At 47.4% G+C, this 22306-nt stretch carries 28 protein-coding genes; 12 read left to right on the plus strand and 16 right to left on the minus strand.

The features are described 5' to 3' along the window. Positions 1–574 precede the first annotated feature (574 nt). Positions 575–1297: a monofunctional biosynthetic peptidoglycan transglycosylase gene (gene mtgA / locus HGT70_RS00390; protein WP_214194594.1), complete on the plus strand. Its 723-nt coding sequence runs from the start codon at positions 575–577 to the stop codon at positions 1295–1297. A 6-nt stretch (positions 1298–1303) separates the two neighbouring features. Here the strand turns inward: mtgA and npr are convergent, their stop codons facing one another. The 10 genes from npr to HGT70_RS00440 all read right to left on the minus strand — a co-directional run bounded on the left by npr (position 1304) and on the right by HGT70_RS00440 (position 8984). Further along, complete coding sequence (npr, locus tag HGT70_RS00395; protein ID WP_071433573.1) at positions 1304–1576, minus strand: PTS phosphocarrier protein NPr; 273 nt, start codon at positions 1574–1576, stop codon at positions 1304–1306. Then, positions 1566–2426 (minus strand): RNase adapter RapZ, encoded by an 861-nt coding sequence (rapZ, locus tag HGT70_RS00400; protein ID WP_214194595.1) that lies wholly within the window; start codon positions 2424–2426, stop codon positions 1566–1568. Before rapZ ends, npr begins: the two co-directional genes overlap by 11 nt. Positions 2427–2475: 49 nt before the next feature. Then, a complete protein-coding gene (ptsN, locus tag HGT70_RS00405; protein WP_198363434.1) occupies positions 2476–2961 on the minus strand; it encodes a PTS IIA-like nitrogen regulatory protein PtsN in 486 nt (161 codons plus the stop codon). Between the two features lie 158 nt (positions 2962–3119). After that, a complete protein-coding gene (gene rpoN, locus HGT70_RS00410; protein ID WP_214194805.1) occupies positions 3120–4553 on the minus strand; it encodes an RNA polymerase factor sigma-54 in 1434 nt (477 codons plus the stop codon). A 43-nt stretch (positions 4554–4596) separates the two neighbouring features. Continuing rightward, entirely contained in the window at positions 4597–5322 is a 726-nt protein-coding gene (gene lptB / locus HGT70_RS00415) for an LPS export ABC transporter ATP-binding protein (protein WP_071433577.1), read from the minus strand. Positions 5323–5327: 5 nt separating this feature from the next. Next, the gene (gene lptA / locus HGT70_RS00420; protein WP_214194596.1) at positions 5328–5879 is read right to left on the minus strand and encodes a lipopolysaccharide ABC transporter substrate-binding protein LptA; all 552 of its coding nucleotides are present in this window, start codon (positions 5877–5879) and stop codon (positions 5328–5330) included. Next, a complete protein-coding gene (lptC, locus tag HGT70_RS00425) occupies positions 5863–6426 on the minus strand; it encodes an LPS export ABC transporter periplasmic protein LptC (RefSeq protein ID WP_071433581.1) in 564 nt (187 codons plus the stop codon). Before lptC ends, lptA begins: the two co-directional genes overlap by 17 nt. Next, positions 6423–6986 carry a 3-deoxy-manno-octulosonate-8-phosphatase KdsC gene (gene kdsC, locus HGT70_RS00430; protein WP_071433583.1) on the minus strand — a complete coding sequence of 188 codons (564 nt, stop codon included), beginning with the start codon at positions 6984–6986 and terminating at the stop codon, positions 6423–6425. The genes lptC and kdsC overlap by 4 nt, the downstream gene beginning before the upstream one ends. Positions 6987–7003: 17 nt before the next feature. Further along, entirely contained in the window at positions 7004–7990 is a 987-nt protein-coding gene (gene kdsD, locus HGT70_RS00435; protein ID WP_214194597.1) for an arabinose-5-phosphate isomerase KdsD, read from the minus strand. Between the two features lie 10 nt (positions 7991–8000). Next, entirely contained in the window at positions 8001–8984 is a 984-nt protein-coding gene (locus HGT70_RS00440; RefSeq protein ID WP_214194598.1) for a calcium/sodium antiporter, read from the minus strand. A 198-nt stretch (positions 8985–9182) separates the two neighbouring features. Between HGT70_RS00440 and mlaF the strand changes: the two genes are divergently transcribed. From mlaF to murA, 7 genes are all read left to right on the plus strand, one after another. Beyond that, positions 9183–9998, plus strand: a complete 816-nt coding sequence (gene mlaF, locus HGT70_RS00445) for a phospholipid ABC transporter ATP-binding protein MlaF (RefSeq protein WP_071433589.1) — start codon at positions 9183–9185, stop codon at positions 9996–9998. 3 nt (positions 9999–10001) lie between these two features. Further along, positions 10002–10784, plus strand: coding sequence for a lipid asymmetry maintenance ABC transporter permease subunit MlaE (gene mlaE / locus HGT70_RS00450; protein WP_214194599.1), 783 nt, complete (start codon positions 10002–10004; stop codon positions 10782–10784). Positions 10785–10788: 4 nt separating this feature from the next. Then, positions 10789–11325, plus strand: coding sequence for an outer membrane lipid asymmetry maintenance protein MlaD (mlaD, locus tag HGT70_RS00455; protein ID WP_071433593.1), 537 nt, complete (start codon positions 10789–10791; stop codon positions 11323–11325). Positions 11326–11336: 11 nt separating this feature from the next. Continuing rightward, positions 11337–12002 (plus strand): phospholipid-binding protein MlaC, encoded by a 666-nt coding sequence (gene mlaC, locus HGT70_RS00460; RefSeq protein ID WP_214194600.1) that lies wholly within the window; start codon positions 11337–11339, stop codon positions 12000–12002. Beyond that, on the plus strand, positions 11999–12298 hold the full coding sequence (gene mlaB / locus HGT70_RS00465; protein ID WP_214194601.1) for a lipid asymmetry maintenance protein MlaB: 300 nt from the start codon (positions 11999–12001) through the stop codon (positions 12296–12298). Before mlaC ends, mlaB begins: the two co-directional genes overlap by 4 nt. Before the next feature lie 100 nt (positions 12299–12398). Next, a complete protein-coding gene (gene ibaG / locus HGT70_RS00470) occupies positions 12399–12653 on the plus strand; it encodes a BolA family iron metabolism protein IbaG (protein ID WP_071433598.1) in 255 nt (84 codons plus the stop codon). A gap of 67 nt (positions 12654–12720) precedes the next feature. After that, a complete protein-coding gene (gene murA / locus HGT70_RS00475; protein ID WP_071433600.1) occupies positions 12721–13989 on the plus strand; it encodes a UDP-N-acetylglucosamine 1-carboxyvinyltransferase in 1269 nt (422 codons plus the stop codon). A 51-nt stretch (positions 13990–14040) separates the two neighbouring features. On the opposite strand, the gene HGT70_RS00480 is transcribed toward murA, so the two are convergent. After that, the gene (locus tag HGT70_RS00480) at positions 14041–14352 is read right to left on the minus strand and encodes a helix-turn-helix domain-containing protein (RefSeq protein WP_214194602.1); all 312 of its coding nucleotides are present in this window, start codon (positions 14350–14352) and stop codon (positions 14041–14043) included. Between the two features lie 297 nt (positions 14353–14649). On the opposite strand from HGT70_RS00480, the gene HGT70_RS00485 reads away from it, so the two are divergent. Further along, complete coding sequence (locus HGT70_RS00485; protein ID WP_214194603.1) at positions 14650–15258, plus strand: fumarylacetoacetate hydrolase family protein; 609 nt, start codon at positions 14650–14652, stop codon at positions 15256–15258. A gap of 18 nt (positions 15259–15276) precedes the next feature. Here HGT70_RS00485 and ispB read toward each other — a convergent pair whose 3' ends face one another. Next, positions 15277–16248 (minus strand): octaprenyl diphosphate synthase, encoded by a 972-nt coding sequence (ispB, locus tag HGT70_RS00490; RefSeq protein WP_214194604.1) that lies wholly within the window; start codon positions 16246–16248, stop codon positions 15277–15279. A gap of 330 nt (positions 16249–16578) precedes the next feature. On the opposite strand from ispB, the gene rplU reads away from it, so the two are divergent. From rplU to cgtA, 3 genes are all read left to right on the plus strand, one after another. Beyond that, entirely contained in the window at positions 16579–16890 is a 312-nt protein-coding gene (gene rplU, locus HGT70_RS00495) for a 50S ribosomal protein L21 (protein WP_048911376.1), read from the plus strand. 15 nt (positions 16891–16905) lie between these two features. Then, on the plus strand, positions 16906–17163 hold the full coding sequence (rpmA, locus tag HGT70_RS00500) for a 50S ribosomal protein L27 (RefSeq protein WP_048911377.1): 258 nt from the start codon (positions 16906–16908) through the stop codon (positions 17161–17163). Positions 17164–17402: 239 nt separating this feature from the next. Beyond that, positions 17403–18578, plus strand: a complete 1176-nt coding sequence (gene cgtA / locus HGT70_RS00505; protein ID WP_071433606.1) for an Obg family GTPase CgtA — start codon at positions 17403–17405, stop codon at positions 18576–18578. Positions 18579–18618: 40 nt separating this feature from the next. Here cgtA and HGT70_RS00510 read toward each other — a convergent pair whose 3' ends face one another. From HGT70_RS00510 to HGT70_RS00525, 4 genes are read right to left on the minus strand one after another with little or no spacing between them, the layout of a single operon-like run. Beyond that, complete coding sequence (locus HGT70_RS00510; protein WP_214194605.1) at positions 18619–19038, minus strand: hotdog fold thioesterase; 420 nt, start codon at positions 19036–19038, stop codon at positions 18619–18621. Positions 19039–19041: 3 nt separating this feature from the next. Further along, positions 19042–19794, minus strand: coding sequence for a 2,3-dihydro-2,3-dihydroxybenzoate dehydrogenase (dhbA, locus tag HGT70_RS00515; RefSeq protein WP_071433610.1), 753 nt, complete (start codon positions 19792–19794; stop codon positions 19042–19044). 6 nt (positions 19795–19800) lie between these two features. Beyond that, the gene (locus HGT70_RS00520; RefSeq protein WP_214194606.1) at positions 19801–20649 is read right to left on the minus strand and encodes an isochorismatase family protein; all 849 of its coding nucleotides are present in this window, start codon (positions 20647–20649) and stop codon (positions 19801–19803) included. A 33-nt stretch (positions 20650–20682) separates the two neighbouring features. After that, complete coding sequence (locus HGT70_RS00525) at positions 20683–22302, minus strand: (2,3-dihydroxybenzoyl)adenylate synthase (protein ID WP_214194607.1); 1620 nt, start codon at positions 22300–22302, stop codon at positions 20683–20685. Positions 22303–22306: the final 4 nt, after the last annotated feature.

Consider the following 22306-nt stretch of genomic DNA (forward strand, 5'->3'; position numbering starts at 1 on the left):
TACTGTAACAAATAAATGGTACCGATTTCTATAAAACATTAAGATAAGTAATGCATTTAGATAAAAAAAGCTTAAGAAAATGTTTATCTACCCTCAAAAGAATAGTTAAATCCTCTTAATACCTAATAACCTTATATTATCAAGGGTTATATGAGGTAGGCAACTATTTTCACATGTTATCATCTTGTAGTTCCAACCTATTACCTTTCAAAACCCTAAGATCGATAGGTTTACCCATTGTGTTGTATGTTAAATAGACATAATCAACTAATGATCGTTTTATGAGACCAGAGGCCTCGCTCCTATTTATCTATGGCTATTACCGTTTATCACTATTATGTTGCCTATATGTTAATTTTAAGTGTATCAAACGATGGCCGTTATGGCGAATATTTAATTAATACTGTTCAACATTTACTCAGCAGGTAACGAGTCCTTATCGTTACGGCAAAATGAAACCGTTACCAGGCAGCGAAGGAAAAGGGTAACGCGCGAGTAATATCGCTTCTTAGCCCGAATCTTCTTATACTCACTGATGAAAATTGACGATAACAGGGCTGGGTCACCGTAACGAATGAAAATTAAACATAAAACCAGGTGGGGTGCGATTAAGAAGCGTATTGCTCATGGTCTCTTAGCCTGCATTGGACTATGGGTTGTCGTTGTCGTGCTGTGTACTTTTCTTCCGGTCCCTTTTTCAGCCGTAATGGCTGAGCGGCAAATTGGTGCATGGCTAACGGGTGATTTTACTTATCGTGCTCACTCCGATTGGGTCAGTATGGATCACATATCCCCTTGGATGCCATTGGCAGTGATTGCTTCTGAAGATCAACGGTTCACCGAACATTGGGGCATTGATTTCGGCGCGGTGAAAACGGTACTCACGCAACAGGGCGAGACTCATCTACGTGGAGCATCTACGTTATCGCAGCAAACGGCGAAAAATATGTTTTTGTGGGAGGGACGCAGTTGGGTGAGAAAGGCCGTGGAAGCAGGGATGACCCTGGGTATTGAAGCTATCTGGCGTAAGAAACGTATATTGACTATTTATCTAAATATTGCCGAATTCGGGCCTGGAATATTTGGCGTGGAAGCCGCTTCCCAAGCTTACTTTCACAAACCCGCGCGTCTACTCACTGAACGAGAAGCTGCGGCGCTCGCCGCAGTTTTACCTGCGCCATCACGTTTTAAGGTTCAAGCCCCCTCACGCTACATACAAATGAGGCAGCAATGGATTATACGTCAGATGCATCAGTTGGGTGGACAATCGTTCTTAGCGCAGCACCATCTATACTAAGCGCGTTTATTCTTCATCGAACCCTGAAGCGAAAAGCTCAATAACCGCTTGTAAGGCCTCTTTCTCTTGGGGGCCACTTGCTTCAACCTCAATTTTCCCACCCTTAGCCGAGTCCAGCATCAGCAGAGCGATAACGCTGTTCGCTTCTGCCTCGGTACCCGTCTCATTTCTTAACAAGACCTCTGCGTCGAAACTTTGTACCAATTCAAAGAGTTTCATTGCAGGACGAGCATGCATTCCTAGTTTGTTTTGTATTGAGACAGTTTGCTTAATGGCCATGATTTTTCTTTTCCAAAGTACGGTGCCGACGTTGTACATTTTTGCCACGAGAAACGAAGTAATCCGCGAGTTGCTCAGCGATATAGACCGAGCGATGTTTCCCACCGGTACAGCCAATGGCGACGGTGAGATAGCTACGATTATTCCTCTCCAGCATGGGAAGCCATAACTCTAGGTAGCTACGCGTCTGATAGATAAACTGGTGGACATCGGTGTGTCGCTCTAAAAACTGACAGACTGGGCGATCCAATCCTGTCAACGGACGAAGCTTTGCATCCCAATGTGGGTTAGGAAGAAATCGGACATCAAAAACATAATCTGCATCGACCGGTAGGCCATATTTAAACCCAAAGGATTCGAATACGATGGTGAGTTCTCGCTCAGGTTTACCCGAGAGACGCGTACGCAGCATCTCAGCCAGCTCATGAACTGACATCTCTGAGGTATCTACCACCAAGTCTGCGCGGGAGCGCAGAGGCTCTAGTAGCTCAGACTCTTGCTGAATTGCGTCTTCTAGGGAAAGATTCCGCGCGGTCAGAGGATGTAATCGTCGCGTATCACTATACCGGCGGATTAACGTCGTAGTATTGGCATCGAAGAAAAGAAGTTGAGGAGAAAACTCTAGATGAAGCCGGTCTAACACCGCATCAAAAAGTTGCGGAGAATCAGGCATATTTCTTATATCAATACTCACCGCTGCCGAAATCTCTCGTTTCGCTAAGTTAGCCGCAAGTTCCGGCAGCAGTTCTACGGGGAGGTTATCGACACAATAAAAACCCATATCCTCTAACGCGCGTAACGCAACGGATTTACCCGATCCAGAACGACCGCTGACGATCATCAGTGCCATGAATATTCTTCTCCTACAGCCCTTTTACGAGTAAATCTAGAAGAGGTGATTAAGGTTCTTCGTTCTCCGCATCACCCATTAAAATGTGATAAAGCGCCTCATCACTGTCTGCTTGGCGTAATTGTCGGCAAACGGCTTTATTAGCGAGTCGCTTAGCGATCAATGATAGCGTATGGCGATGAGTCTTAGACTGTCCAGCAGGGACGAGTAGTGCAAAAAGTAGGTCAACGGGTTGGTTATCTACAGCGTCAAAGGCAATAGGATGCTCAAGCTTAATGAATACACCGACCGAGCGGAGTGTATCTTGGTCTAGCTTACCGTGGGGAATAGCTATTCCTCCCCCGATACCGGTACTACCCATTTTTTCGCGATTAAGGATCGTTTCGAAAATCAGTTGGTGAGGTAGATTTAGCTGGCTTGCCGCGATTTCGCTAATTATTTCTAACGCCCGTTTTTTACTTTGGCAGTTTACATTATTGCGTGTGCAATCAAGCGTTAGCACATTACCTAATTCTAAGGGGAGATCGCTGTTCATAATATTCACTTGCTGATGGTTTGACGATGAGTCAACTCATACACTGTGGTTAAGGACGTTGATTAATTTGCCTGCATGGTAACAGAACCCCTAATACAGGCAAATATTTTACATGACTGATTTTACTATGCGCTTTTTATCACTCTTGCGCAATAACGCTACATTAATCGCTTACGTTGATTTGACGGGGGAATTGCCAAGGATTCTCGATACTTGGCAACGGTCCTACGGGCGACAAGAATACCTTGTTCAGACAAGAGCGTCGTCAGTCGGCTATCGCTCAAGGGCTTGGCGGCATTCTCTTCCGCAACAAAGCGTTTCACGAGGGCTCGAATAGCCGTCGAGGAGGCTTCACCGCCACTATCGGTATTAACATGACTTGAGAAGAAATACTTCAGCTCAAATATGCCTTTAGGGCTGTGTAAGAACTTCTGTGTAGTTACCCTAGAAATCGTCGATTCGTGCATCTCTATCGCCTCAGCGATATCCGCGAGGACCATCGGGCGCATATGTTCTTCACCCAACTCGAAGAACGCTTGTTGTTGTTCGACGATACAACGTGAGACTTTTAACAGGGTCTCATTACGACTTTCGACACTTTTTATTAGCCAGCGTGCTTCTTGCAAATGGCTACGAATAAATTGGTTGTCGCTTTCATTAACCGCACCGCCGCTCATCGAGGCATAGTGCTGGTTTATCCCTAAGCGAGGCAAGCTATCGGAGTTCAACTCAACTTCCCATGTTTTACCGATCTTTTTCACCAGCACATCAGGAATGACATAGTCGGATTCACCAGTATTCACTGATTGTCCAGGGCGCGGGTCGAGTGACTGAATGAGCGCCATTGCGGACTTAAGTACCGTCTCTTTTAGACGAGTTACTCGCATCAGCCCTCTAAAATCATGATTGGCTAACAGGCTGAGGTGCTCATTAATGATTGACCGCGCTTCAGCTAAGTAAGGGGTATCAGTCGCGAACTGTGATAGCTGCGTAAGGAGGCTTTCCTGAAGATCACGCGCGCCAACGCCGATCGGGTCAAAATGCTGAATACGTTTTAGTACCGCTTCGACCTCTTCAATATCGCACTCATCGTTACCTAAGCTTTCAAGGATATCGGTGAGTGGAACGGTTAAATACCCCGTAGTATCGATAGCGTCAATAATTGATGCGGCAATCGCACGGTCCGTCTCAGTAAAAGGAGTAAGGTCTGCTTGCCAAGACAGATAGTCTTGTAATGACTGTGTTGTCTCACCTTGGTAAATCGGGAGTTCATCATGATGATAGTCGCTCCCTGTACCGGAAGGCGTGCCCGCTGTATAAATAGAGTCCCATTCGGTATCGAGGGGGAGTTCAGCCGGCATATCATTTTGTTCTAAGGCTTCGCGGGTATCGAGCGAAGCGCTTTCCGGAGCATCTATTGTATCAACTTCGCTAAGAGAGTCAGTTTGCTCAAGTAATGGATTGCTCTCTAGGGCAAGTTGCAGCTCCTGTTGTAGCTCAAGAGTAGAGAGCTGCAGCAAGCGAATGGCCTGCTGCAACTGAGGTGTCATCGCCAGCTGCTGGCTGAGTCTGAATTGCAGACTTTGTTTCATCATCGTAGACCCAATTGCCAGAAATTTATAAAACAGCCTGAGACTACAGTCGGAATTCCTCTCCTAGATAAACCCGTTTAACTTGCTCATCGTTCAGAATCGCTTCTGGAGTACCGTGAGCAATTAGTTGTCCTTGGCTAACTATATAGGCGCGTTCACACACCGCGAGGGTTTCCCGCACGTTATGATCTGTGATTAAGACACCTAGGCCACTATCGCGTAAATGTTCGATAATCTTTTTTATATCAATCACCGATATCGGGTCAACACCTGCAAAGGGTTCGTCCAATAAAATAAATTTAGGATTAGCTGCCAATGCACGGGCGATCTCTACGCGGCGGCGCTCTCCGCCCGATAGCGACTGACCTAAGCTTTTGCGAAGATGCTCAATGTGAAACTCTTTAAGCAGTTCGTCAGCGCGGGCTTTACGCTGTTCATTATTCAGGTCATCACGAATTTGTAAGACGGCCATCAAGTTATCGTAGACGCTCAATCGTCTAAAAATGGACGCTTCCTGGGGAAGATAACCGATCCCTCTGCGCGCGCGGGCATGTAGAGGGAGTAAGCTAATATCTTCGTCATCGATGATAATACGGCCAGCATCGCGTTGAACAATCCCGACAACCATGTAGAAAGTGGTCGTCTTTCCCGCTCCATTAGGCCCCAAAAGGCCCACGATTTCGCCAGATTTTACATCAAGGCTTACGTCGCCTACCACTTGTCTGCCTTTGTAGGACTTCGCTAAGTTTTTTGCCGTTAACGTTGCCATAGGGCTTATTGACCTCTGGTTTTAGGGGTAGAGGACTTTTTGTCATCCTGTAATTGTGACGGGATTAATACCGTTGTCACGCGTTTTGATTGGCCTTGGCTATAGGCCTGCATTTTTTGTGCTTTGACTAGGTAGGTAATACGGTCGCCATTAATATTGCTATCAAGCTGTTGCACATGGGCATTACCTGTTAATTGGACCGAGTCTGCCGCGAGATCATAATGCAGCTTGGTGGCATTCCCTTTTACCGGTTTACCGTTGTCTTGCATTTGGTAGAAGGTAGCAGGGTTACCGTAGGCATCAACCAGTGTTTTTTTACTATCGCCGCCTGGACGCGTGACGACAACTTTATCAGCCTGAATCTTAATCGTCCCCTGAGTGATGATGACATTCCCGGTGAAGGTCGCAACGTTCCCATCCATATCCAGTGACTGATTAATAGAGTTAATGTGTACAGGTTGATCTGAATCGCCCGTTACCGCTAAAGCAGGAAGACTCAGCGCGAGTAAACTTCCCGCGAGAAGTAGATGTTGTGTAGATTTATTTTTGAATTTCATAAGAAGTATTTACCTTTTCAAGCAACTCGGCTGTTTTAGCGCGTAAATTACCGCGTAGTTTCATTCCGTTAGACTCAAATCCAATGCCTTGTAGATTCACGCTGTCGTTGGACGTGACATCTTGGCTGACTAAATTTACCTGCGCAGCATCGGTTGTGAGGCGTTGTAAGCGCGAGTCTGAGAGTTGAGATTGTATGACAACATGCCCATAAAGATAGAGCATTCTGTCCTGTGTCAATTTTGCTTTATCAGCAGTTAGTACCCACGTCGCACGCTTAGTTTCGTCATACGTCGTTAAAACGGGTTGTGTAAACCACGTCAACTGCTGCGCGTCGTAGTACTCGACTTGCTGTGAGACCAGCCGATAGGCGAGAGCGCCTTGCGGGTTGTAGACAACCGTCTTTGATGTCTCACTCGTATAAGTCGGTGATTGGTTATTCGCTGCCGCCGATGAGCGTTGATTATCTGATGAGGAGATATTCCAGCCGATCAGCGCTAACACAATAACCGCGAGCAGACCTAGTATCCATTTACGCGTGTTACTCATATTGATAACCCTTCGGCTTGTTCAAATTTGTTTTGTGCCATAAGGATAATATCACAAAGTTCTCGCACTGCGCCCCGTCCACCCGCAATACCTGTGGTGTAGTGTGCTCTCTGCTGAATTAGCGGGTGCGCATCGGCGACGGCAACACTTAGTCCAACTAGTTTCATGACGGGCCAGTCGATCAGGTCATCGCCAATATAGGCAACTTCCGAGGGATGGCACTGTAAATCGTCGAGTAACTGCTGATAGGCAATCACTTTATTCGATTGCCCTTGATATAAATACTGTATACCGAGCGTTGCACAACGATCCTCGAGTAGTTTTGCCTTACGTCCAGTGATGATGGCAACATCAATATCGCTCGTTAATAGACAGCGAATACCGTATCCATCTCGAACATTGAAGGCTTTGAGTTCCTCACCGGAATTCCCTTGATAGACATTACCATCGGACATAACACCATCGACATCACAGATGAGCAGTTTAATATTTGCCGCGCGTTGCATGATATCGGTGGCAATTGGGCCGTAACATGAGTCAAAGTGGCTTTCTACGTTCATTAAGTTGTGAGTCCTGTTTATACGACGCCAGCACGAAGCATATCGTGCAAGTGTACAACACCAGTCAATTTTCCCTGCTCCTCAACGAGTAAAGAGGTAATGTTTTTTTGCTGCATAATATTTAGCGCGTCTACCGCTAGCATCTGTGCAAAGACGCGGATGCCCCCACGTGTCATCACTTGAGCGATAGGTGTAGTTTGTAGATCGATACTCAAGTCGATCACTCGACGTAAATCGCCGTCGGTAAAAATACCGATAATTTCATTCTGAGTATTGGTAATGACGGTCATCCCCATTTTTTTACGCGTTATTTCAAACAGCGCATCGCGCAGCGAAGCGTGTTCAGAAACATTAGGAACTTCATCGCCAGAATGCATGATATCGCTCACATGCAGCAGAAGTTTTCTTCCTAAAGCGCCACCTGGATGAGAGAGGGCGAAGTCCTCTTGCGTAAATCCTCTCGCTTCCAATAATGCTACCGCTAGCGCATCACCCATTACCAGTGTTGCCGTCGTACTACTCGTTGGCGCGAGGCCCAGAGGACAAGCTTCGAAAGGAACCTGAATACAAAGGTGTACTTGTGCGGCACACGCCATAGTACTTTCAGGTCGTCCAGTCATAGAAATTAAGGGAATATTCAAGCGCTTGATTACAGGGATCAACGCAAGGATTTCCTGTGATTCGCCACTATTCGAGATCGCGATAACAATATCGTTCTTACTGATCATGCCTAAATCGCCATGACTTGCTTCACCGGGATGAACAAAGAAAGCAGGCGTACCTGTACTCGCAAAGGTTGCGGCAATTTTTCTACCAATATGGCCAGACTTTCCCATTCCCATCACCACGACCTTTCCTAGGCAGCGGTATATCATGTTGCACGCCGTCGTAAAGTCTTGGTTAATAAATTTTTCAAGTTGTTCTAAACATTCTCGTTCAATACGCAATACTTTTTTGCCTGCATCAACAAAGTTGATGTTCTCGTTTTCAGGCTGAAAATGCATAGTATTATCCTTAGCTTGTCATATCTAGCTTTAGCGGGCAGCAGAGCCAAAGTGCCCAGCCTAAAAATCCAGTAAGCAATATTATCCCCATAATACGCCCATTAACCTTATTTTGTTTAAGGCAGAGTAAAGTTAATAGTGAGCTTGAGATAAATACTAGCCAAAAATCATAATTAAAGGCTTTTTCGGAAATAGCCCCCGGATTAAAAATAGCGGGTATGCCCAAAACGATGGCTAAATTATAGATCTGCGCACCGACTAAATTTCCTATTGCTAAGTGCTGTTGTCCTCGCGTCATCCCTACGACAACGGTAGCTAATTCAGGTAAACTAGTCCCAATTGATAAAAAAAGGAGTCCGATAACGCGTTGACTCAGTCCTAAAAAATTTGCGACTACCAAGGCATTATCTACAATCATATGCGTGGCAACAGGCAGTAGAATTAGCGCTACCCCTAACCATAGTAATGCTACGGCAAAGGAGATGTGCTGATCGGGCAATGCAGAAAGCTGCTCTTGAGTGAGCTGGTCTGGTACTGTCGATGAGGTGTGCTGGGTGAGACGAAACATACCATAGAGATAGAGTGTGGCGACAAACAATAAGGCTAGCCCATCCCAAACGGTTAATTGATGGTTGATGAGCGCAAGGCCAGCAAGTACCGTCACCAAGAGCATCAAGGGTAATTCATGTCTTAACAGTGCTGAATGAAGCGAGAGGGGACGTAAAACGAGTGCAATGCCTAAGATCAGCAAGACATTGATGATATTCGACCCTAGCGCAAGTCCGACCGCTAACTCTCGTAATCCCTGCTGCGAAGCTGAAAAAGACAGGATAATCTCTGGCAGCGAAGTGCCTAGCCCTATAATAACCCCCCCGATAACGAGCGGTGATATTCCCAGCATTCGACTTAATACCGCAGCAGAAAATACTAAACGATCACTGCCATAGGCGAGTAAAAATAAGCCAACGATGAACAGCATGGCTGAGAGTAACATCTATATTCCTTGGTTAGCGCAAAAAACGGGGAGATTAGGGTGTCTAAGGCCTACAATTTTGGGAATTTTGACGATACTTAGCTAAAAAGTAAATTTTAAGCCGTAATTAATTAAAAAATTTTTTCTCCTTTCGGTAGAATTCCGTCATCTGGCTACTATTCCAGCCTGACTTACCACACTCCATGCAATGAGGTTGATATGGTTCAGACGCAGACTCCTTTAGTGGATGTTCGAAATATGTCGTTCAAGCGGGGAAAACGTACCATTTTCGATAATGTCTCGCTGACAGTCCCACAAGGTAAAGTAACCGCGATTATGGGGCCTTCAGGTATCGGTAAGACCACCTTGCTGCGATTGATTGGTGGGCAACTCACGCCGGATTCTGGGCAAATACTGTTCCATGGGCAGAACATTCCAACTTTATCTCGCAGCAAGCTGTATCAAGCTCGAAAAAAAATGAGCATGCTCTTTCAATCTGGGGCGTTATTTACGGATTTGACGGTTTACGATAATGTCGCGTGGCCGCTGCGTGAACATATGCAGTTACCCCCAGAGCTATTGCATACTACCGTAATGATGAAACTGGAAGCTGTAGGGTTACGTGGCGCTGAAAACTTAATGCCTGCTGAATTATCCGGGGGGATGGCGCGTCGCGTTGCTTTAGCTAGGGCTATCGCCTTAGAACCTGATTTGATCATGTTCGACGAGCCTTTTGTTGGACAGGATCCGATCACGATGAGCGTCTTGGTTAAACTCATCGATGAGCTTAATCGCGCGCTAGGCGTAACCTGTATTGTTGTATCGCACGATGTGCCAGAAGTACTGAGTATTGCCGACTATGCTTACATTGTGGCAGGTGAGCGTATTATCGCACAAGGAACGCCTGCTGACTTACAGGTAAATAGCGATCCGCAGGTACGGCAATTTATTGACGGAGAAGCTGATGGACCTGTCCCCTTTCGCTATCCTGCTGGGGACTATCTGACCGATTTAGTGGGGACGAGGAGTGCTTAAACAATGGTTTTAACTACGCTGACGAGGTTTGGGCGTTGGGGGATCGCGCGCTACCAATCGTTAGGTCGCGCTGGGCTTATGCTATTTCACGCGGTGATCGGAAAACCCGAGCCGCTACGGCAAGGCCGCCTACTTTTACAGCAACTTTACAGCTTAGGCGTCTTATCATTACTCATCATTCTAGTATCAGGTGTTTTTATTGGCATGGTGCTCGGGTTGCAAGGCTACATGGTTCTGAAAACCTATGGCGCTGAAACGAGTCTAGGGATGGTCGTAGCGCTCTCGCTACTGCGTGAACTGGGCCCGGTCGTTACCGCATTACTTTTTGCGGGACGAGCCGGATCTGCGCTGACAGCCGAAGTTGGATTGATGAGAGCGACTGAACAATTGTCCAGTATGGAGATGATGGCAGTAGACCCGCTACGTAGGGTCATAGCACCTCGGTTCTGGGCCGGTGTTATTAGCATGCCTCTCCTTTCTATTATGTTTACCGCCGTCGGTATTTTAGGTGGCGCTTTGGTCGGCGTGTTGTGGAAAGGTATCGACGCAGGTTTTTTCTGGGGAGCGATGCAAAGTAGCGTCGACTTCCAGACTGACTTGATAAACTGTGTGATCAAAAGTTTTATTTTCGCGATTACCGTTACATGGATAGCCCTGTTTAATGGTTTCGACGCCACGCCGACGTCTGAAGGGATAAGTCGTGCGACGACGCGAACCGTTGTTCACGCCTCACTAGCAGTCCTCGGTTTAGATTTTGTGCTGACCGCACTGATGTTTGGGAATTAACGTTATGCAAAACAAAAAAAGTGAAGTATGGGTAGGGTTGTTTTTATTATTAGCCATACTTGCGGGTCTCTTTCTCTGCTTACGCGTCGCTAATCCGACGGCTTGGCATAATGCTCCTACCTGGACGTTAAGTGCTGAGTTCGACAATATCGGCGGCTTGAAGGCGGGATCACCGGTGAAGATTGGCGGCGTCGTCATCGGTCGAGTTACTCATATCTCGCTAGATGATCAAAACTTAACGCCAAAGGTGATGCTCGCTATCAATGATCAGTATCTCAATAAGATACCTGATAGTAGTAGTTTGGCGATCCGCACCCAAGGTTTACTTGGCGAGCAATATCTCGCGCTAAACTTAGGCTTTAGCGACCCTGAACTTGGGACGAGCATGCTACAAAATGGCGGTAAGATCACCGATACCAAGTCCGCAATGGTATTAGAAGATCTGATTGGTCAGTTCTTATATAAAAGTAATGACAGTAAAGCGTCTGGTGACGATACATCAGATAGCACCGCCCCCCAACCGACACCTGTCGCTCACTAAGAGGAAATACGATGTCTAAATCACTACTTCTTGCAGGCGTACTGGCCGTGGTGCCAATGACAATTGGATCTGTTTATGCTGCAGCACCTATGGAAGGGCAAGTGGATCAAACCAATCCTTATACGTTGATGAATCAAGCGGCTGAAAAAACGTTCAGTCGGCTGAAGAACGAGCAGCCAAAGATCAAACAAAACCCTAATTACTTACGTGAAGTAGTTCGTCAAGAACTGCTCCCCTACGTGCAAATTAAGTATGCAGGTGCCTTAGTACTCGGACGCTACTACAGCCAAGCGACTCCCGCACAGAAAGAGGCTTATTTTAACGCTTTTGGTGATTATTTAGCCCAAGCTTACGGTCAGGCCTTAGCGCTCTATCATGGTCAGACATACCAAATTCAACCGGCACAAGCCGTTGGCGATGCGAAAATGCTCGCGATTCGCGTATCGATTATCGACCCTGATGGCCGTCCACCTGTACGTTTAGATTTCCAATGGCGTAAGAACACGCAAACGGGTAAATGGCAAGCCTACGATATGGTCGCCGAAGGGATCAGTATGATCACGACTAAGCAGAATGAGTGGGCCGACCTATTGCGAACCAAAGGTATCGATGGGCTAACTGCGCAGTTGAAAGTCTATGCCAACCAACCCATCACTTTGGGACAAGGTGCTAAATGAGTCAGGCACTGCGCTGGCAATGTGAGGAGGGCGTGCTCTCCTTACAGGGTGAATTAGTGCACAACTCATTATCAGAGTTGTGGCAACAGCGCCGGCAGGCCCTGAGTGGAGTGAAGATTATCGATGTATCAAGACTGTCTCGGGTGGATTCAGCGGGACTGGCTCTACTCGTGCATTTTTCTACCTCGTCTGCAGACCAAGAGGTCGTTGCCTTGCAAGGAGTGATACCTGCGTTGCACTCGCTCATTATGCTTTACAACCTATCAGACGTTTTGTCCTATCAGGTTGGCGTGTAAATAAATAAATTTGGCTGATAGATTCAGGAGCTTTCCTTGTTTATGATCAGGGCAAATTGGACTAAGATAACCGCCCTAAATTTAGGAGTAGGAAAGGCTAATGGAATCCCATGAAATCAAAGCAGTGCTTGAACAAGCATTAGCGTTAGACGAAGTGCATGTCACAGGCGATGGAAGTCATTTCCAAGTTATCGCCATCGGCGAAATGTTTGCTGAACTTAGCCGCGTAAAGAAACAACAGAGCGTTTATGCGCCGCTGATGCAGTATATTGCTGATAACCGCATCCATGCGGTATCAATTAAAGCGTACACCCCCACTGAATGGGCGCGTGATCGTAAATTAAATGGCTTCTAGAATAGGGTGAAGGCAAACTAATCGCCTCATCGTCTGACATATTGAGTGTTAATTGAGAACCGTATCAATGGATAAATTTCGAGTACAGGGGCCTTCACGCCTGAGCGGTGAAGTCACTATTTCTGGCGCAAAAAATGCGGCGCTACCAATTCTTTTTTCCGCTTTGCTTGCTGAGGAACCTGTAACCATCCAAAACGTTCCTGAGTTACGCGACATCGATACTACGATGAAATTATTGACTCAGTTAGGGGCCAAAGTTGAGCGTAAAAATGGTGCGGTTCTGGTCGACGCGAGTCAGGTTGATATTTTTTGCGCACCTTATGAATTAGTCAAAACCATGCGCGCTTCTATTTGGGCGCTAGGCCCTCTAGTTGCGCGTTTTGGGCGCGGTGAAGTCTCCCTACCAGGTGGCTGTGCGATCGGCGCTCGACCGGTTGACCTGCATATCACAGGATTAGAGCAGCTCGGTGCGCAGATCAAACTGGAAGAAGGCTATGTCAAGGCGACAGTTGACGGTCGTTTACAAGGCGCGCACATTGTTATGGACAAGGTGAGTGTTGGCGCAACGGTGACGATTATGAGCGCGGCGACTGTGGCTCAAGGAACGACCATCATTGAGAACGCTGCCCGTGAGCCAGAAATCGTAGATACTGCTGAGTTTTTGAATACCTTAGGAGCAAAAATTACCGGCGCTGGTACGGATAAGATCACGATCGTAGGAGTAGAACGCTTAGGGGGTGGAACTTACACCGTCGTTGCCGATCGTATCGAAGCGGGAACTTTCTTAGTTGCTGCAGCTATATCGGGCGGTAACATCCTGTGTAAAAAGGCACGCCCGGACACTATGGATGCGGTATTAGCGAAATTACGTGATGCCGGTGCGACAGTCGAAACGGGTGAAGACTGGATCAAATTGGATATGCATGGGCGTAGGCCTAAAGCGGTGAATATCCGTACTGCCCCTCATCCAGGCTTTCCTACAGATATGCAGGCGCAATTCACGCTACTCAACCTTGTTGCTGAAGGAACGGGGATCATTACGGAAACTATTTTCGAAAACCGTTTTATGCATATCCCTGAACTTATTCGTATGGGCGCCCATGCTGAAATCGAAAGTAATACTGCGATTTGCTATGGTGTTGAGAAGCTCTCTGCAGCCCAAGTTATGGCTACCGATTTACGGGCCTCGGCAAGTCTAGTCCTTGCGGGCTGTATCGCGGAAGGCACCACCTATGTTGAGCGTATTTATCATATCGATCGTGGTTACGAGCATATTGAAGATAAGCTGCGTGGGTTAGGTGCTACGATAGACCGTGTGCCGGGTGAGAACGAATAAAAGAGCACGAAAAGAAACAGCCCCGAACCTATACGGTATCGGGGCTTTTTTTTAACTGTCAGAGCGAGGGGCGGGGGGCGATTCGCTATGCTTTTTCTTTCTTTTTGTCCGGATTAGCTGTGATCTATCCAATAATTCATGCGTAATTGGGTCGTAATACCGACTAGGCCATATCTCAGCGGGATGAATATTGATCGCTTGCGCAATGAGCAATTCGCCTTTTGGCCAAGGCCGCGAAAGTGCATTAGCAAGAGTTGATGAACTAAGACCCGAGTTCCTAGACACCGCTGCGAGCGACGTTCCTTTCTTACGCAATGCTGCGATAATATCGGCACTATGCCAGTCGTTTTTTAACCTTTCCATGTCTTTCTCCATGCTATTTGAATTATCCTTTTAATTCTGACGCTATAGAAATATATAGCAGAAAATTACCTAAAGTTTCCATATAAATATGACTAGTTTGTTTTTAGATGCAGGATATACCGCAAATATACTGCAATTAATGCAACTCATTAGAGTTCCTATTAATTCCAAAAAGAGGATTTATTACGACGCTAACAGAGAATAATAAGGAAAGTTAAGAGCGCCTCTGCTATGTTCAGAGATTGAGCGATGGGCGGGGCAAGTAAAACGAGTCGTATAACCTACGGGAGTTAATGAATGATCAATAATATCTATTGTATTGGACGTAATTATGCCGAACATGCGCAGGAGCTTGGCAACCGTGTTGAGGACGACCCTGTCGTATTTAGTAAACCGAATAGCTCGTTAATTACCGGCAGTATCATTCACTTACCGACATTTTCTCAAGACGTACACTACGAAACTGAGTTAGTTGTTAGGATCTCCGCCCCTGCATTCAAGATCGATGTCGATCGTGCGGAGGATCACTACGATGCTATCGCCGTGGGGTTAGATCTGACGGCACGCGACCTGCAGTCGGACCTAAAAAATAGAAGGTTGCCCTGGTTACTCGCCAAGGGCTTCAAAGACTCGTGCTATGTAAGCGAGTTTTATCTTAAAGAGACGTTACTGCAGCCGATCCATTTTGCGTTATCGATCAATGGAAGCAATGTGCAAGCCGGCAATAGTGAGGAGATGGTCTTTAGTATTCCTCAAATAATCGCGTTCATCAGCCAATATATTGCCTTGGAACCCGGAGATATTATTTTTACTGGGACTCCGAAGGGAGTAGGGAAGCTAGAGGTTGGCGATCAACTGACGCTATCACTTGAGGGTACAAACTTGGCAGAGCTACAAGTCGAGTAGACTTGTAGCCTATTCTACTTATCGATCGCGCTGTACCGACATATGCGCCAAAGCTTCAAGCGCCTCTCGCCATGGGGTGACGGGTAAAATTGCGAGTGCTTGGATAGCTTTATCAGCCTCTTCTTCAGCCTTCTGCTGTGTCCATGCGAGGGAACCACACTCATTCATGGTGGTCAGGACTTGATCGAGTAAGTGACGACCATTACCTTCCTCGATCGCACGACGGATCATCGCCGCTTGTTCTGGAGTTCCGTTGCGCATAGCGTGGAGCAGAGGCAATGTCGGCTTTCCTTCGCTGAGATCGTCGCCGACATTTTTACCTAACGCTTCGTTATCGGCACTGTAGTCGAGAAGGTCATCGATCAGCTGAAAAGCCGTACCAATGTAACGACCGTAATCTTTTAGCGCTTGCTCTTCTGCAGGGGAAGCCTCCGATAAAATCGCTGAGGTTTGCGCGGCTGCTTCAAAAAGACGAGCGGTTTTACTGTATATGACGCGTAAGTAATTCTCTTCAGTAATATCGGGATCGTTACAGTTCATCAACTGCAGCACTTCACCTTCAGAGATCACATTCACCGCTTCAGACATTAACTCAAGGATCCTCAAGGATCCGAGCTGGGTCATCATCTGAAAGGCGCGTGTATAGATAAAATCGCCGACCAACACGCTGGCGGCATTACCAAAGGCCGCATTGGCTGTTGCCTTACCGCGGCGCATATCCGACTCGTCTACGACATCGTCGTGCAACAGCGTAGCCGTATGGATAAATTCGATCAACGCCGCGTTGAGAATGTGCTGTTCGCCTTGATAACCTAATGCACGAGCAGCAAGTACCGCAATCATGGGTCGAATTCGTTTACCGCCACCGCTAACGATGTAATGGCCTAGCTGACTGATGAGTACTACATCTGAATCAAGCTGCTTGAGAATATTTTGATTTACCGCTGCCATATCCTGGGCGGTAAGTTCTGTTATCTGCTCTAAATTCATACAATTAGTCAGTTTATCTCTGTGAGCCATCTTTACCGGCATGTCATGTAAAAGTCGCGGGATTTCTACTGGTGTCCAGAACCCCGTTGGATAGTTAGTGTAACACTTCGATCGCGCGTTAATTTATCAATAATGATCACTAAGAATAAACTTATTGTACTAGAAATTTCGCATTGCGAAACCTTGGAGCATGACTTGGCTTTTTTTTCTGCAATACCTGAAAAGTTCACTTGTCTTCTGGAGGATAGTTGCGTAGAATTCGCGCCCTATGTGAATATTTTATCGCGCCGCCTATTTAACCTAAAAGGCTAGCGCAGAAGCGGAGTTTATATGTACGCGGTTTTCCAAAGTGGTGGTAAACAACACCGAGTAAGCGAAGGTCAGACTGTTCGCTTGGAAAAATTAGACATTGCAACGGGTGAAACTGTTCAGTTTGACCAAGTTCTAATGATTGCTAATGGCGAAGAAGTGACTATTGGTGCACCGTTGGTTTCTGGTGGTGTTATCAAAGCTGAAGTCGTAGCTCATGGTCGTGGCGAGAAAATTAAAATTGTTAAGTTTCGTCGTCGTAAACACCATCGTAAGCAGCAAGGCCACCGTCAGTGGTTTACTGATGTGAAAATTACTGGCATCAGCGCTTAAGAGGAGATTTAACAAATGGCACACAAGAAAGCTGGTGGTTCGACTCGTAACGGTCGTGACTCAAATGCTAAACGTCTTGGCGTTAAACGCTTTGGCGGAGAAACTGTATTAGCGGGTAGCATCATTGTTCGTCAACGCGGAACTAAATTCCACGCGGGTAACAATGTTGGCTGTGGTCGTGACCACACTCTGTTTGCAACCGCAACAGGTCAAATTAAATTCGAAGTTAAAGGTCCAGAAAACCGTAAATACGTCAGCATTGTTGCTGAGTAATCGGTTCTCTCTACAGGCTATCCTGTAGGACTAACGAATTAAAGCCCCGCAGCTTTGCGGGGCTTTTTACATTCTGCTGTAAAAGATCGTCGAATTGACGAAAGAATCCTTGTTTGATCACCCATGCCTATTCACTATTAATGAGATCAAACATTACGATCCGCTGCCGGTCAGCTGACATGACCCTGGCGGACCCGCCGACCTGATTCTGGACGGCGTATGCATGACGGAGAGAAAAAATGAAATTTGTTGATGAAGCAACAATCCTTGTCGTTGCGGGTGATGGCGGAAATGGCTGTATCAGCTTTCGCCGTGAAAAATATATCCCTAGAGGTGGCCCTGACGGCGGTGATGGTGGTGATGGCGGCGATGTTTTCCTGGTGGCCGATGAGAACCTTAACACGCTAATCGATTACCGCTTTGAAAAAGCTTTCCGTGCCGAACGTGGTCAAAATGGCCAGAGCCGTGACTGTACCGGTAAACGTGGCAAAGATATAACGGTAAAAGTCCCGATGGGAACGCGTGTCATCGATCAGGGCACTGGCGAAACGCTGGGTGATATGACGGTACATGGACAAACGCTGATGGTCGCTAAAGGCGGCTGGCATGGTTTGGGGAATACCCGCTTCAAGTCATCCGTTAACCGTACACCGCGCCAAAAAACGAATGGTACGCCAGGGGAAGAGCGCGATATCCAGCTTGAGCTCATGCTGTTAGCTGATGTCGGTATGCTCGGCTTACCTAATGCCGGTAAATCAACGTTCATCCGTGCAGTCTCTGCAGCAAAGCCTAAAGTGGCAGATTATCCCTTTACCACACTGGTGCCTAGCCTAGGTGTGGTTCGTATGGATAACGAACAGAGCTTCGTGGTCGCCGATATCCCAGGATTGATCGAGGGAGCGGCTGATGGCGCAGGTCTGGGGATCCGTTTCCTTAAACACCTTGAGCGTTGCCGTGTCTTACTGCATCTTATCGATCTTGCTCCGATCGACGAAAGCAACCCGATCGATAATGCACGTATTATTTTGGGCGAACTCGAGAAATACAGCGACAAGCTTTATCAAAAACCGCGCTGGCTAGTGTTTAATAAGGTTGATCTGCTCGATCAAGAAGAAGCGGCGAGTCGTGCAAAACAGATCGCTGATGATCTGGGTTGGGAAGGTGATTACTACCTGATTTCAGCAGCGAGTCAGCAAGGGGTCAAGGATCTTTGCTGGGATGTAATGAAGTTTATTAATACTCAGCCTAAAGAAGAAGCTAAGGCAGAGAAAGCCGCTGAGAAAGTCGAATTCATGTGGGATGATTACCACCGTGAAACCCTTGAAGAGCATGCCATCGAAGAAGAAGACGATGAAGACTGGGATGACTGGGACGACGAAGACGAAGAAGGCGTTGAAATAATCTACCAACGCTAATCCTATCGAAACGGGGCAATAGCGTTGCCCCGTTTTTGCGTTAACCTAATACTGTCACCGTGAGCCGAGCGCTACAGCAAAGCTTGCCACGTAGATTATGAATCTCTATCTGCCACACTTGTATCTGCCCACCGAGATGTAGAGGCTGGCAAACTGCTGTGACCTTACCACTCGCCACTGCACGATGATGGCTGGCATTTACCTCGATCCCGACCACATTCTGTTCGTCTCGGCAGGTCATCCAACTGGCCATTGAGCCCATTGATTCCGCAAGTACTACACTTGCCCCACCGTGTAATAGACCGAAAGGCTGACAAGTCCGACTATCCACTGGCATTTCGGCTTCGAGATAGGTAGGGTGAACTGCGGTAAAGACAATCCCGAGATGCTCAATGAGGCAGTTTTTCCCCATCGCATTCAGGGCATCAATATCGACTGTTTTTTTCCAAATCGTCTGCATAAGCTACGCGCCTAAGGTTGCCCCACCATCGATAACGATATCTTGTAAGACAATGTGGCTTGCCAGATCCGAGGCAAGGAAAAGGATCGCATTGGTAATTTCCCGAGGTTGAGCAATCTTCTTCAAGGGGATACCCAGTTTGAATTGTTCCGGGAAACCATTAATCATTTCCTGCTCTGCCTCGGGGGTATGCCATAAACTCCGCTGCATCGCCGTATCCGTGGACCCTGGAGAGACGATATTACACCGCACACCATACGGGGCCATTTCTAGGCCAACCGTCTGGCAGAGACTACGCAGAGCGGCTTTCGATGCACCATAAGCCGACATACCGAGACGTGGAGCATGTGCTGAGTTTGAGGCAACAGTGACGATTGATCCGAATCCTTGCTGGCGAAAAAGAGGCAAGGTCTGGGAGAATAAGTTAAAGGCTCCGCCCGCATTGACGTTTAGACAGGCTTGCCAATCATCAAAACTGAGCTCATCGGTTGCACCGATACGCAGGATCCCAGCAGCGTTAACTAATACATCTAAATGCGGTTGTTGCACGAGCTGCATCTGACATACTTCCGCCACTTGGTGAGGGTCAGACACATCCATGACTAAGCAGCTAAAGGGGTAATGATCGCCGGTGAATTGCTGATCAAAACCGATAACGTGGGCGCCTGCTTGGTGGAACGCGCAGGCAGTATCATAACCAATGCCTTGGCCGGCACCGGTTACCCAAACATATTTATCTTGAAAATCGGTATTCATAATGGGTTAGTGATTCCCTGAAAGTAGCGTCCACCAGGCGTCGAACGTCGGAGTTTTAGCTAAGGTAACGAAATCCATAGTGGGGATCGCCTGACGCCAGCGTGACGCTAGCGCCATCATCCGTACTGAATCTAAGCCGTAATCAATAAGGTTTTCATCATCTTCCGGAATATCGTCATCTTCAAGCAGAGGTAAAATCGCTTCGCGCAGCGCCTGCTTAGAAGAGGGGAGTAATAATAGGTCTTGTGTCATCACGACCTTACCGCTACGACCAGCGGTATAGGTGAGCGCCATCATGTGTTCATCACGACTGAAGTCGGCTAAGGCATCGGCAACCATAAACGGCTTGATATCGCGCATAAAGGCATCGGTGGCGGTAGTCAGACAACCGATATGTGCATAAACGCCCGTAATAATCAGCTGATCACGACCCATCGTACGTAGCTGCTGTTCTAGATCCGAGCGTTGAAAAGCACTGTAACGCCATTTTGTTAACACGATGTCGTGCTCATCGGGGGTTAAGTCGGCCGTGACTTTTTGCTGCTCTGGATGGCGATTTAACCCCGGCCCCCACATGTCGTTCAGCAATGCACGGTCGGCATCGCTTTGTTCGTTGGGTTGTGCGGTATAGAAGACTGGGATGCCCAAGGCTTTACACTGTTTACGCAGCGCTGCGATATTAGCCACGACGGTCTTAACGAATTCGCTCTCTTCTCCCCAGAAATTAAGGAAGTAGTTCTGCATATCGTGGATCAGTAATGCTGCCCGCTGAGGTTCGAATGTCCAATTGACTTTATTATTGGGTAATTCTTCTATTGTGGGTAAGGCATAAGCCGTTAATTTAGGGATACTCATTACAACTCCAAAATCGGGACAGTAGAAAAAGGATTAAGCATTTTGCTTATTATCTTCAACAAGTTGCTGACGTAATAGTTTTTTATCCACTTTACCGACAGGGGTAAGCGGTAGTACCTCAGTGAAGATAAATCTGTCGGGTAACTTAAACTCAGCAATGCCTTGCTCACGCAAATGGCGGCGTAATTGGACCGCTTTAATCGTCTGTTTCGCGACGACAAAAGCACAGCTTTTTTCACCCAATAACTCGTCATTCATGGAGACGAGTGCCGCGTGGATGATATCCGGGTGGCGCTGTAGTAGGTTTTCAATCTCTTCCGCAGCGATTTTCTCACCGCCCCGATTAATTTGATCCTTTTCGCGTCCCTCTACCGTGATATAGCCTTGCTCATTAATCGCGATGAGATCGCCGGAACAATAAAAACCGTCTTGGTCAAAGCAGGCGGCATTATGCTCAGGGCTATTGTAATAGCCACGAAACGTGTAAGGACCTCGGGTCATTAGGCGACCGGTAGTATTGGGCGGTAGCGGATTGCCTTCTTCGTCAGCCACCCAGACCTCGTCGTCGGGAGAGATCGGGCAGCCTTGCGTGGTAAGGATGGTCTGCCGATCATCATCAAGACGCGTATAGTTGACTAACCCCTCGGCCATCCCGAACACTTGTTGTAATTGGCAGCCGATCTCATCAGGAATACGCGCGGCCAGACTTTCGCTGAGCTTGGCGCCGCCCACCTGCAGTAAACGCAGTGAGCTGAGTTGCTGTACACAGTTCCATTCTTGTATCGCCTGTAACCAGAGGCTGACGGCGGGCGGAACCAGCGCCGTCACCGTGATACGGTGATGCTCAATTAAGCCGAAACAGGTCGTCGGGCTTGGATCTGGGGCGAGTACACTCACTCCTCCTGCATAGAGAACGCCTAAGATGCCGGGCGAGCTCATAGGATAATTATGGGCAATTGGTAGCGCGCAAAGATAGCGAGTATTCTCGGAAAACTCACAGATGTCGACACTACCAATAATGCTGTAGTAGTAGTCGTTATGAGTACGTGGAATTAATTTCGGTGTCCCAGTACTTCCGCCGGATAGCTGAAAGAAGGCGACGTGGTCAGCAGCACTCGGTGTCGGCGTAAAGCCCTCACAGGCTTGCGTGTAGAGAGACTGTAATCCACACTCATTTTCGTGCGGATGGTGCCAAATTGTATGTTGTAATTCCGGATGCCGTGCGATTAACTCGTCATAGAAACGGTTGTCGCTAAAGATTGGATGTTGGCGATCCGCAATTAAGAAGCGTGGCTTAATCTGTGCCGCGTAGGCGGTTAGCTCACTCTGTTGATGGCTGAACAGTGCGTTAACTGGCGCAACACCCAGCTTTAGTAGTGCGAAGAAGACGATATAAAACTCACAACAGTTACCCAATTGGATTAACGCCGTGTCGCCTGCCTGTGCGCCGCGTGCTTGTAATTGAGCAGCAAGTTGATCGCTATACTGAGCTAACTGGCGATAGCTGAGGGTTTGTTCCTGGTCGATAATCGCAGGCCGGTTACTTTCGCGATGTCGCTCGCTGATATCGGTAAGAGGTAGGTCTCGCCAATACCCTTTTTCACGGTAGCGTGTGGCCAGCTCTGCAGGCCAAGGCGTAAAAGAAATACTCATGAGT

Origin of the sequence: Rosenbergiella collisarenosi, assembly GCF_018494085.1 — a bacterium.
GTDB classification, from domain to species: domain Bacteria; phylum Pseudomonadota; class Gammaproteobacteria; order Enterobacterales; family Enterobacteriaceae; genus Rosenbergiella; species Rosenbergiella collisarenosi.

What these genes read in the sequence shown, in the direction of transcription:
- mtgA (WP_214194594.1), top strand. Translation starts at nt 575, where the DNA reads ATGAAAATTAAACATAAAACCAGGTGGGGTGCGATTAAGAAGCGTATT.
- npr (WP_071433573.1), bottom strand. Translation starts at nt 1,576, where the DNA reads ATGGCCATTAAGCAAACTGTCTCAATACAAAACAAACTAGGAATGCAT.
- rapZ (WP_214194595.1), bottom strand. Translation starts at nt 2,426, where the DNA reads ATGGCACTGATGATCGTCAGCGGTCGTTCTGGATCGGGTAAATCCGTT.
- ptsN (WP_198363434.1), bottom strand. Translation starts at nt 2,961, where the DNA reads ATGAACAGCGATCTCCCCTTAGAATTAGGTAATGTGCTAACGCTTGAT.
- rpoN (WP_214194805.1), bottom strand. Translation starts at nt 4,553, where the DNA reads ATGAAACAAAGTCTGCAATTCAGACTCAGCCAGCAGCTGGCGATGACA.
- lptB (WP_071433577.1), bottom strand. Translation starts at nt 5,322, where the DNA reads ATGGCAACGTTAACGGCAAAAAACTTAGCGAAGTCCTACAAAGGCAGA.
- lptA (WP_214194596.1), bottom strand. Translation starts at nt 5,879, where the DNA reads ATGAAATTCAAAAATAAATCTACACAACATCTACTTCTCGCGGGAAGT.
- lptC (WP_071433581.1), bottom strand. Translation starts at nt 6,426, where the DNA reads ATGAGTAACACGCGTAAATGGATACTAGGTCTGCTCGCGGTTATTGTG.
- kdsC (WP_071433583.1), bottom strand. Translation starts at nt 6,986, where the DNA reads ATGAACGTAGAAAGCCACTTTGACTCATGTTACGGCCCAATTGCCACC.
- kdsD (WP_214194597.1), bottom strand. Translation starts at nt 7,990, where the DNA reads ATGCATTTTCAGCCTGAAAACGAGAACATCAACTTTGTTGATGCAGGC.
- HGT70_RS00440 (WP_214194598.1), bottom strand. Translation starts at nt 8,984, where the DNA reads ATGTTACTCTCAGCCATGCTGTTCATCGTTGGCTTATTTTTACTCGCC.
- mlaF (WP_071433589.1), top strand. Translation starts at nt 9,183, where the DNA reads ATGGTTCAGACGCAGACTCCTTTAGTGGATGTTCGAAATATGTCGTTC.
- mlaE (WP_214194599.1), top strand. Translation starts at nt 10,002, where the DNA reads ATGGTTTTAACTACGCTGACGAGGTTTGGGCGTTGGGGGATCGCGCGC.
- mlaD (WP_071433593.1), top strand. Translation starts at nt 10,789, where the DNA reads ATGCAAAACAAAAAAAGTGAAGTATGGGTAGGGTTGTTTTTATTATTA.
- mlaC (WP_214194600.1), top strand. Translation starts at nt 11,337, where the DNA reads ATGTCTAAATCACTACTTCTTGCAGGCGTACTGGCCGTGGTGCCAATG.
- mlaB (WP_214194601.1), top strand. Translation starts at nt 11,999, where the DNA reads ATGAGTCAGGCACTGCGCTGGCAATGTGAGGAGGGCGTGCTCTCCTTA.
- ibaG (WP_071433598.1), top strand. Translation starts at nt 12,399, where the DNA reads ATGGAATCCCATGAAATCAAAGCAGTGCTTGAACAAGCATTAGCGTTA.
- murA (WP_071433600.1), top strand. Translation starts at nt 12,721, where the DNA reads ATGGATAAATTTCGAGTACAGGGGCCTTCACGCCTGAGCGGTGAAGTC.
- HGT70_RS00480 (WP_214194602.1), bottom strand. Translation starts at nt 14,352, where the DNA reads ATGGAAAGGTTAAAAAACGACTGGCATAGTGCCGATATTATCGCAGCA.
- HGT70_RS00485 (WP_214194603.1), top strand. Translation starts at nt 14,650, where the DNA reads ATGATCAATAATATCTATTGTATTGGACGTAATTATGCCGAACATGCG.
- ispB (WP_214194604.1), bottom strand. Translation starts at nt 16,248, where the DNA reads ATGAATTTAGAGCAGATAACAGAACTTACCGCCCAGGATATGGCAGCG.
- rplU (WP_048911376.1), top strand. Translation starts at nt 16,579, where the DNA reads ATGTACGCGGTTTTCCAAAGTGGTGGTAAACAACACCGAGTAAGCGAA.
- rpmA (WP_048911377.1), top strand. Translation starts at nt 16,906, where the DNA reads ATGGCACACAAGAAAGCTGGTGGTTCGACTCGTAACGGTCGTGACTCA.
- cgtA (WP_071433606.1), top strand. Translation starts at nt 17,403, where the DNA reads ATGAAATTTGTTGATGAAGCAACAATCCTTGTCGTTGCGGGTGATGGC.
- HGT70_RS00510 (WP_214194605.1), bottom strand. Translation starts at nt 19,038, where the DNA reads ATGCAGACGATTTGGAAAAAAACAGTCGATATTGATGCCCTGAATGCG.
- dhbA (WP_071433610.1), bottom strand. Translation starts at nt 19,794, where the DNA reads ATGAATACCGATTTTCAAGATAAATATGTTTGGGTAACCGGTGCCGGC.
- HGT70_RS00520 (WP_214194606.1), bottom strand. Translation starts at nt 20,649, where the DNA reads ATGAGTATCCCTAAATTAACGGCTTATGCCTTACCCACAATAGAAGAA.
- HGT70_RS00525 (WP_214194607.1), bottom strand. Translation starts at nt 22,302, where the DNA reads ATGAGTATTTCTTTTACGCCTTGGCCTGCAGAGCTGGCCACACGCTAC.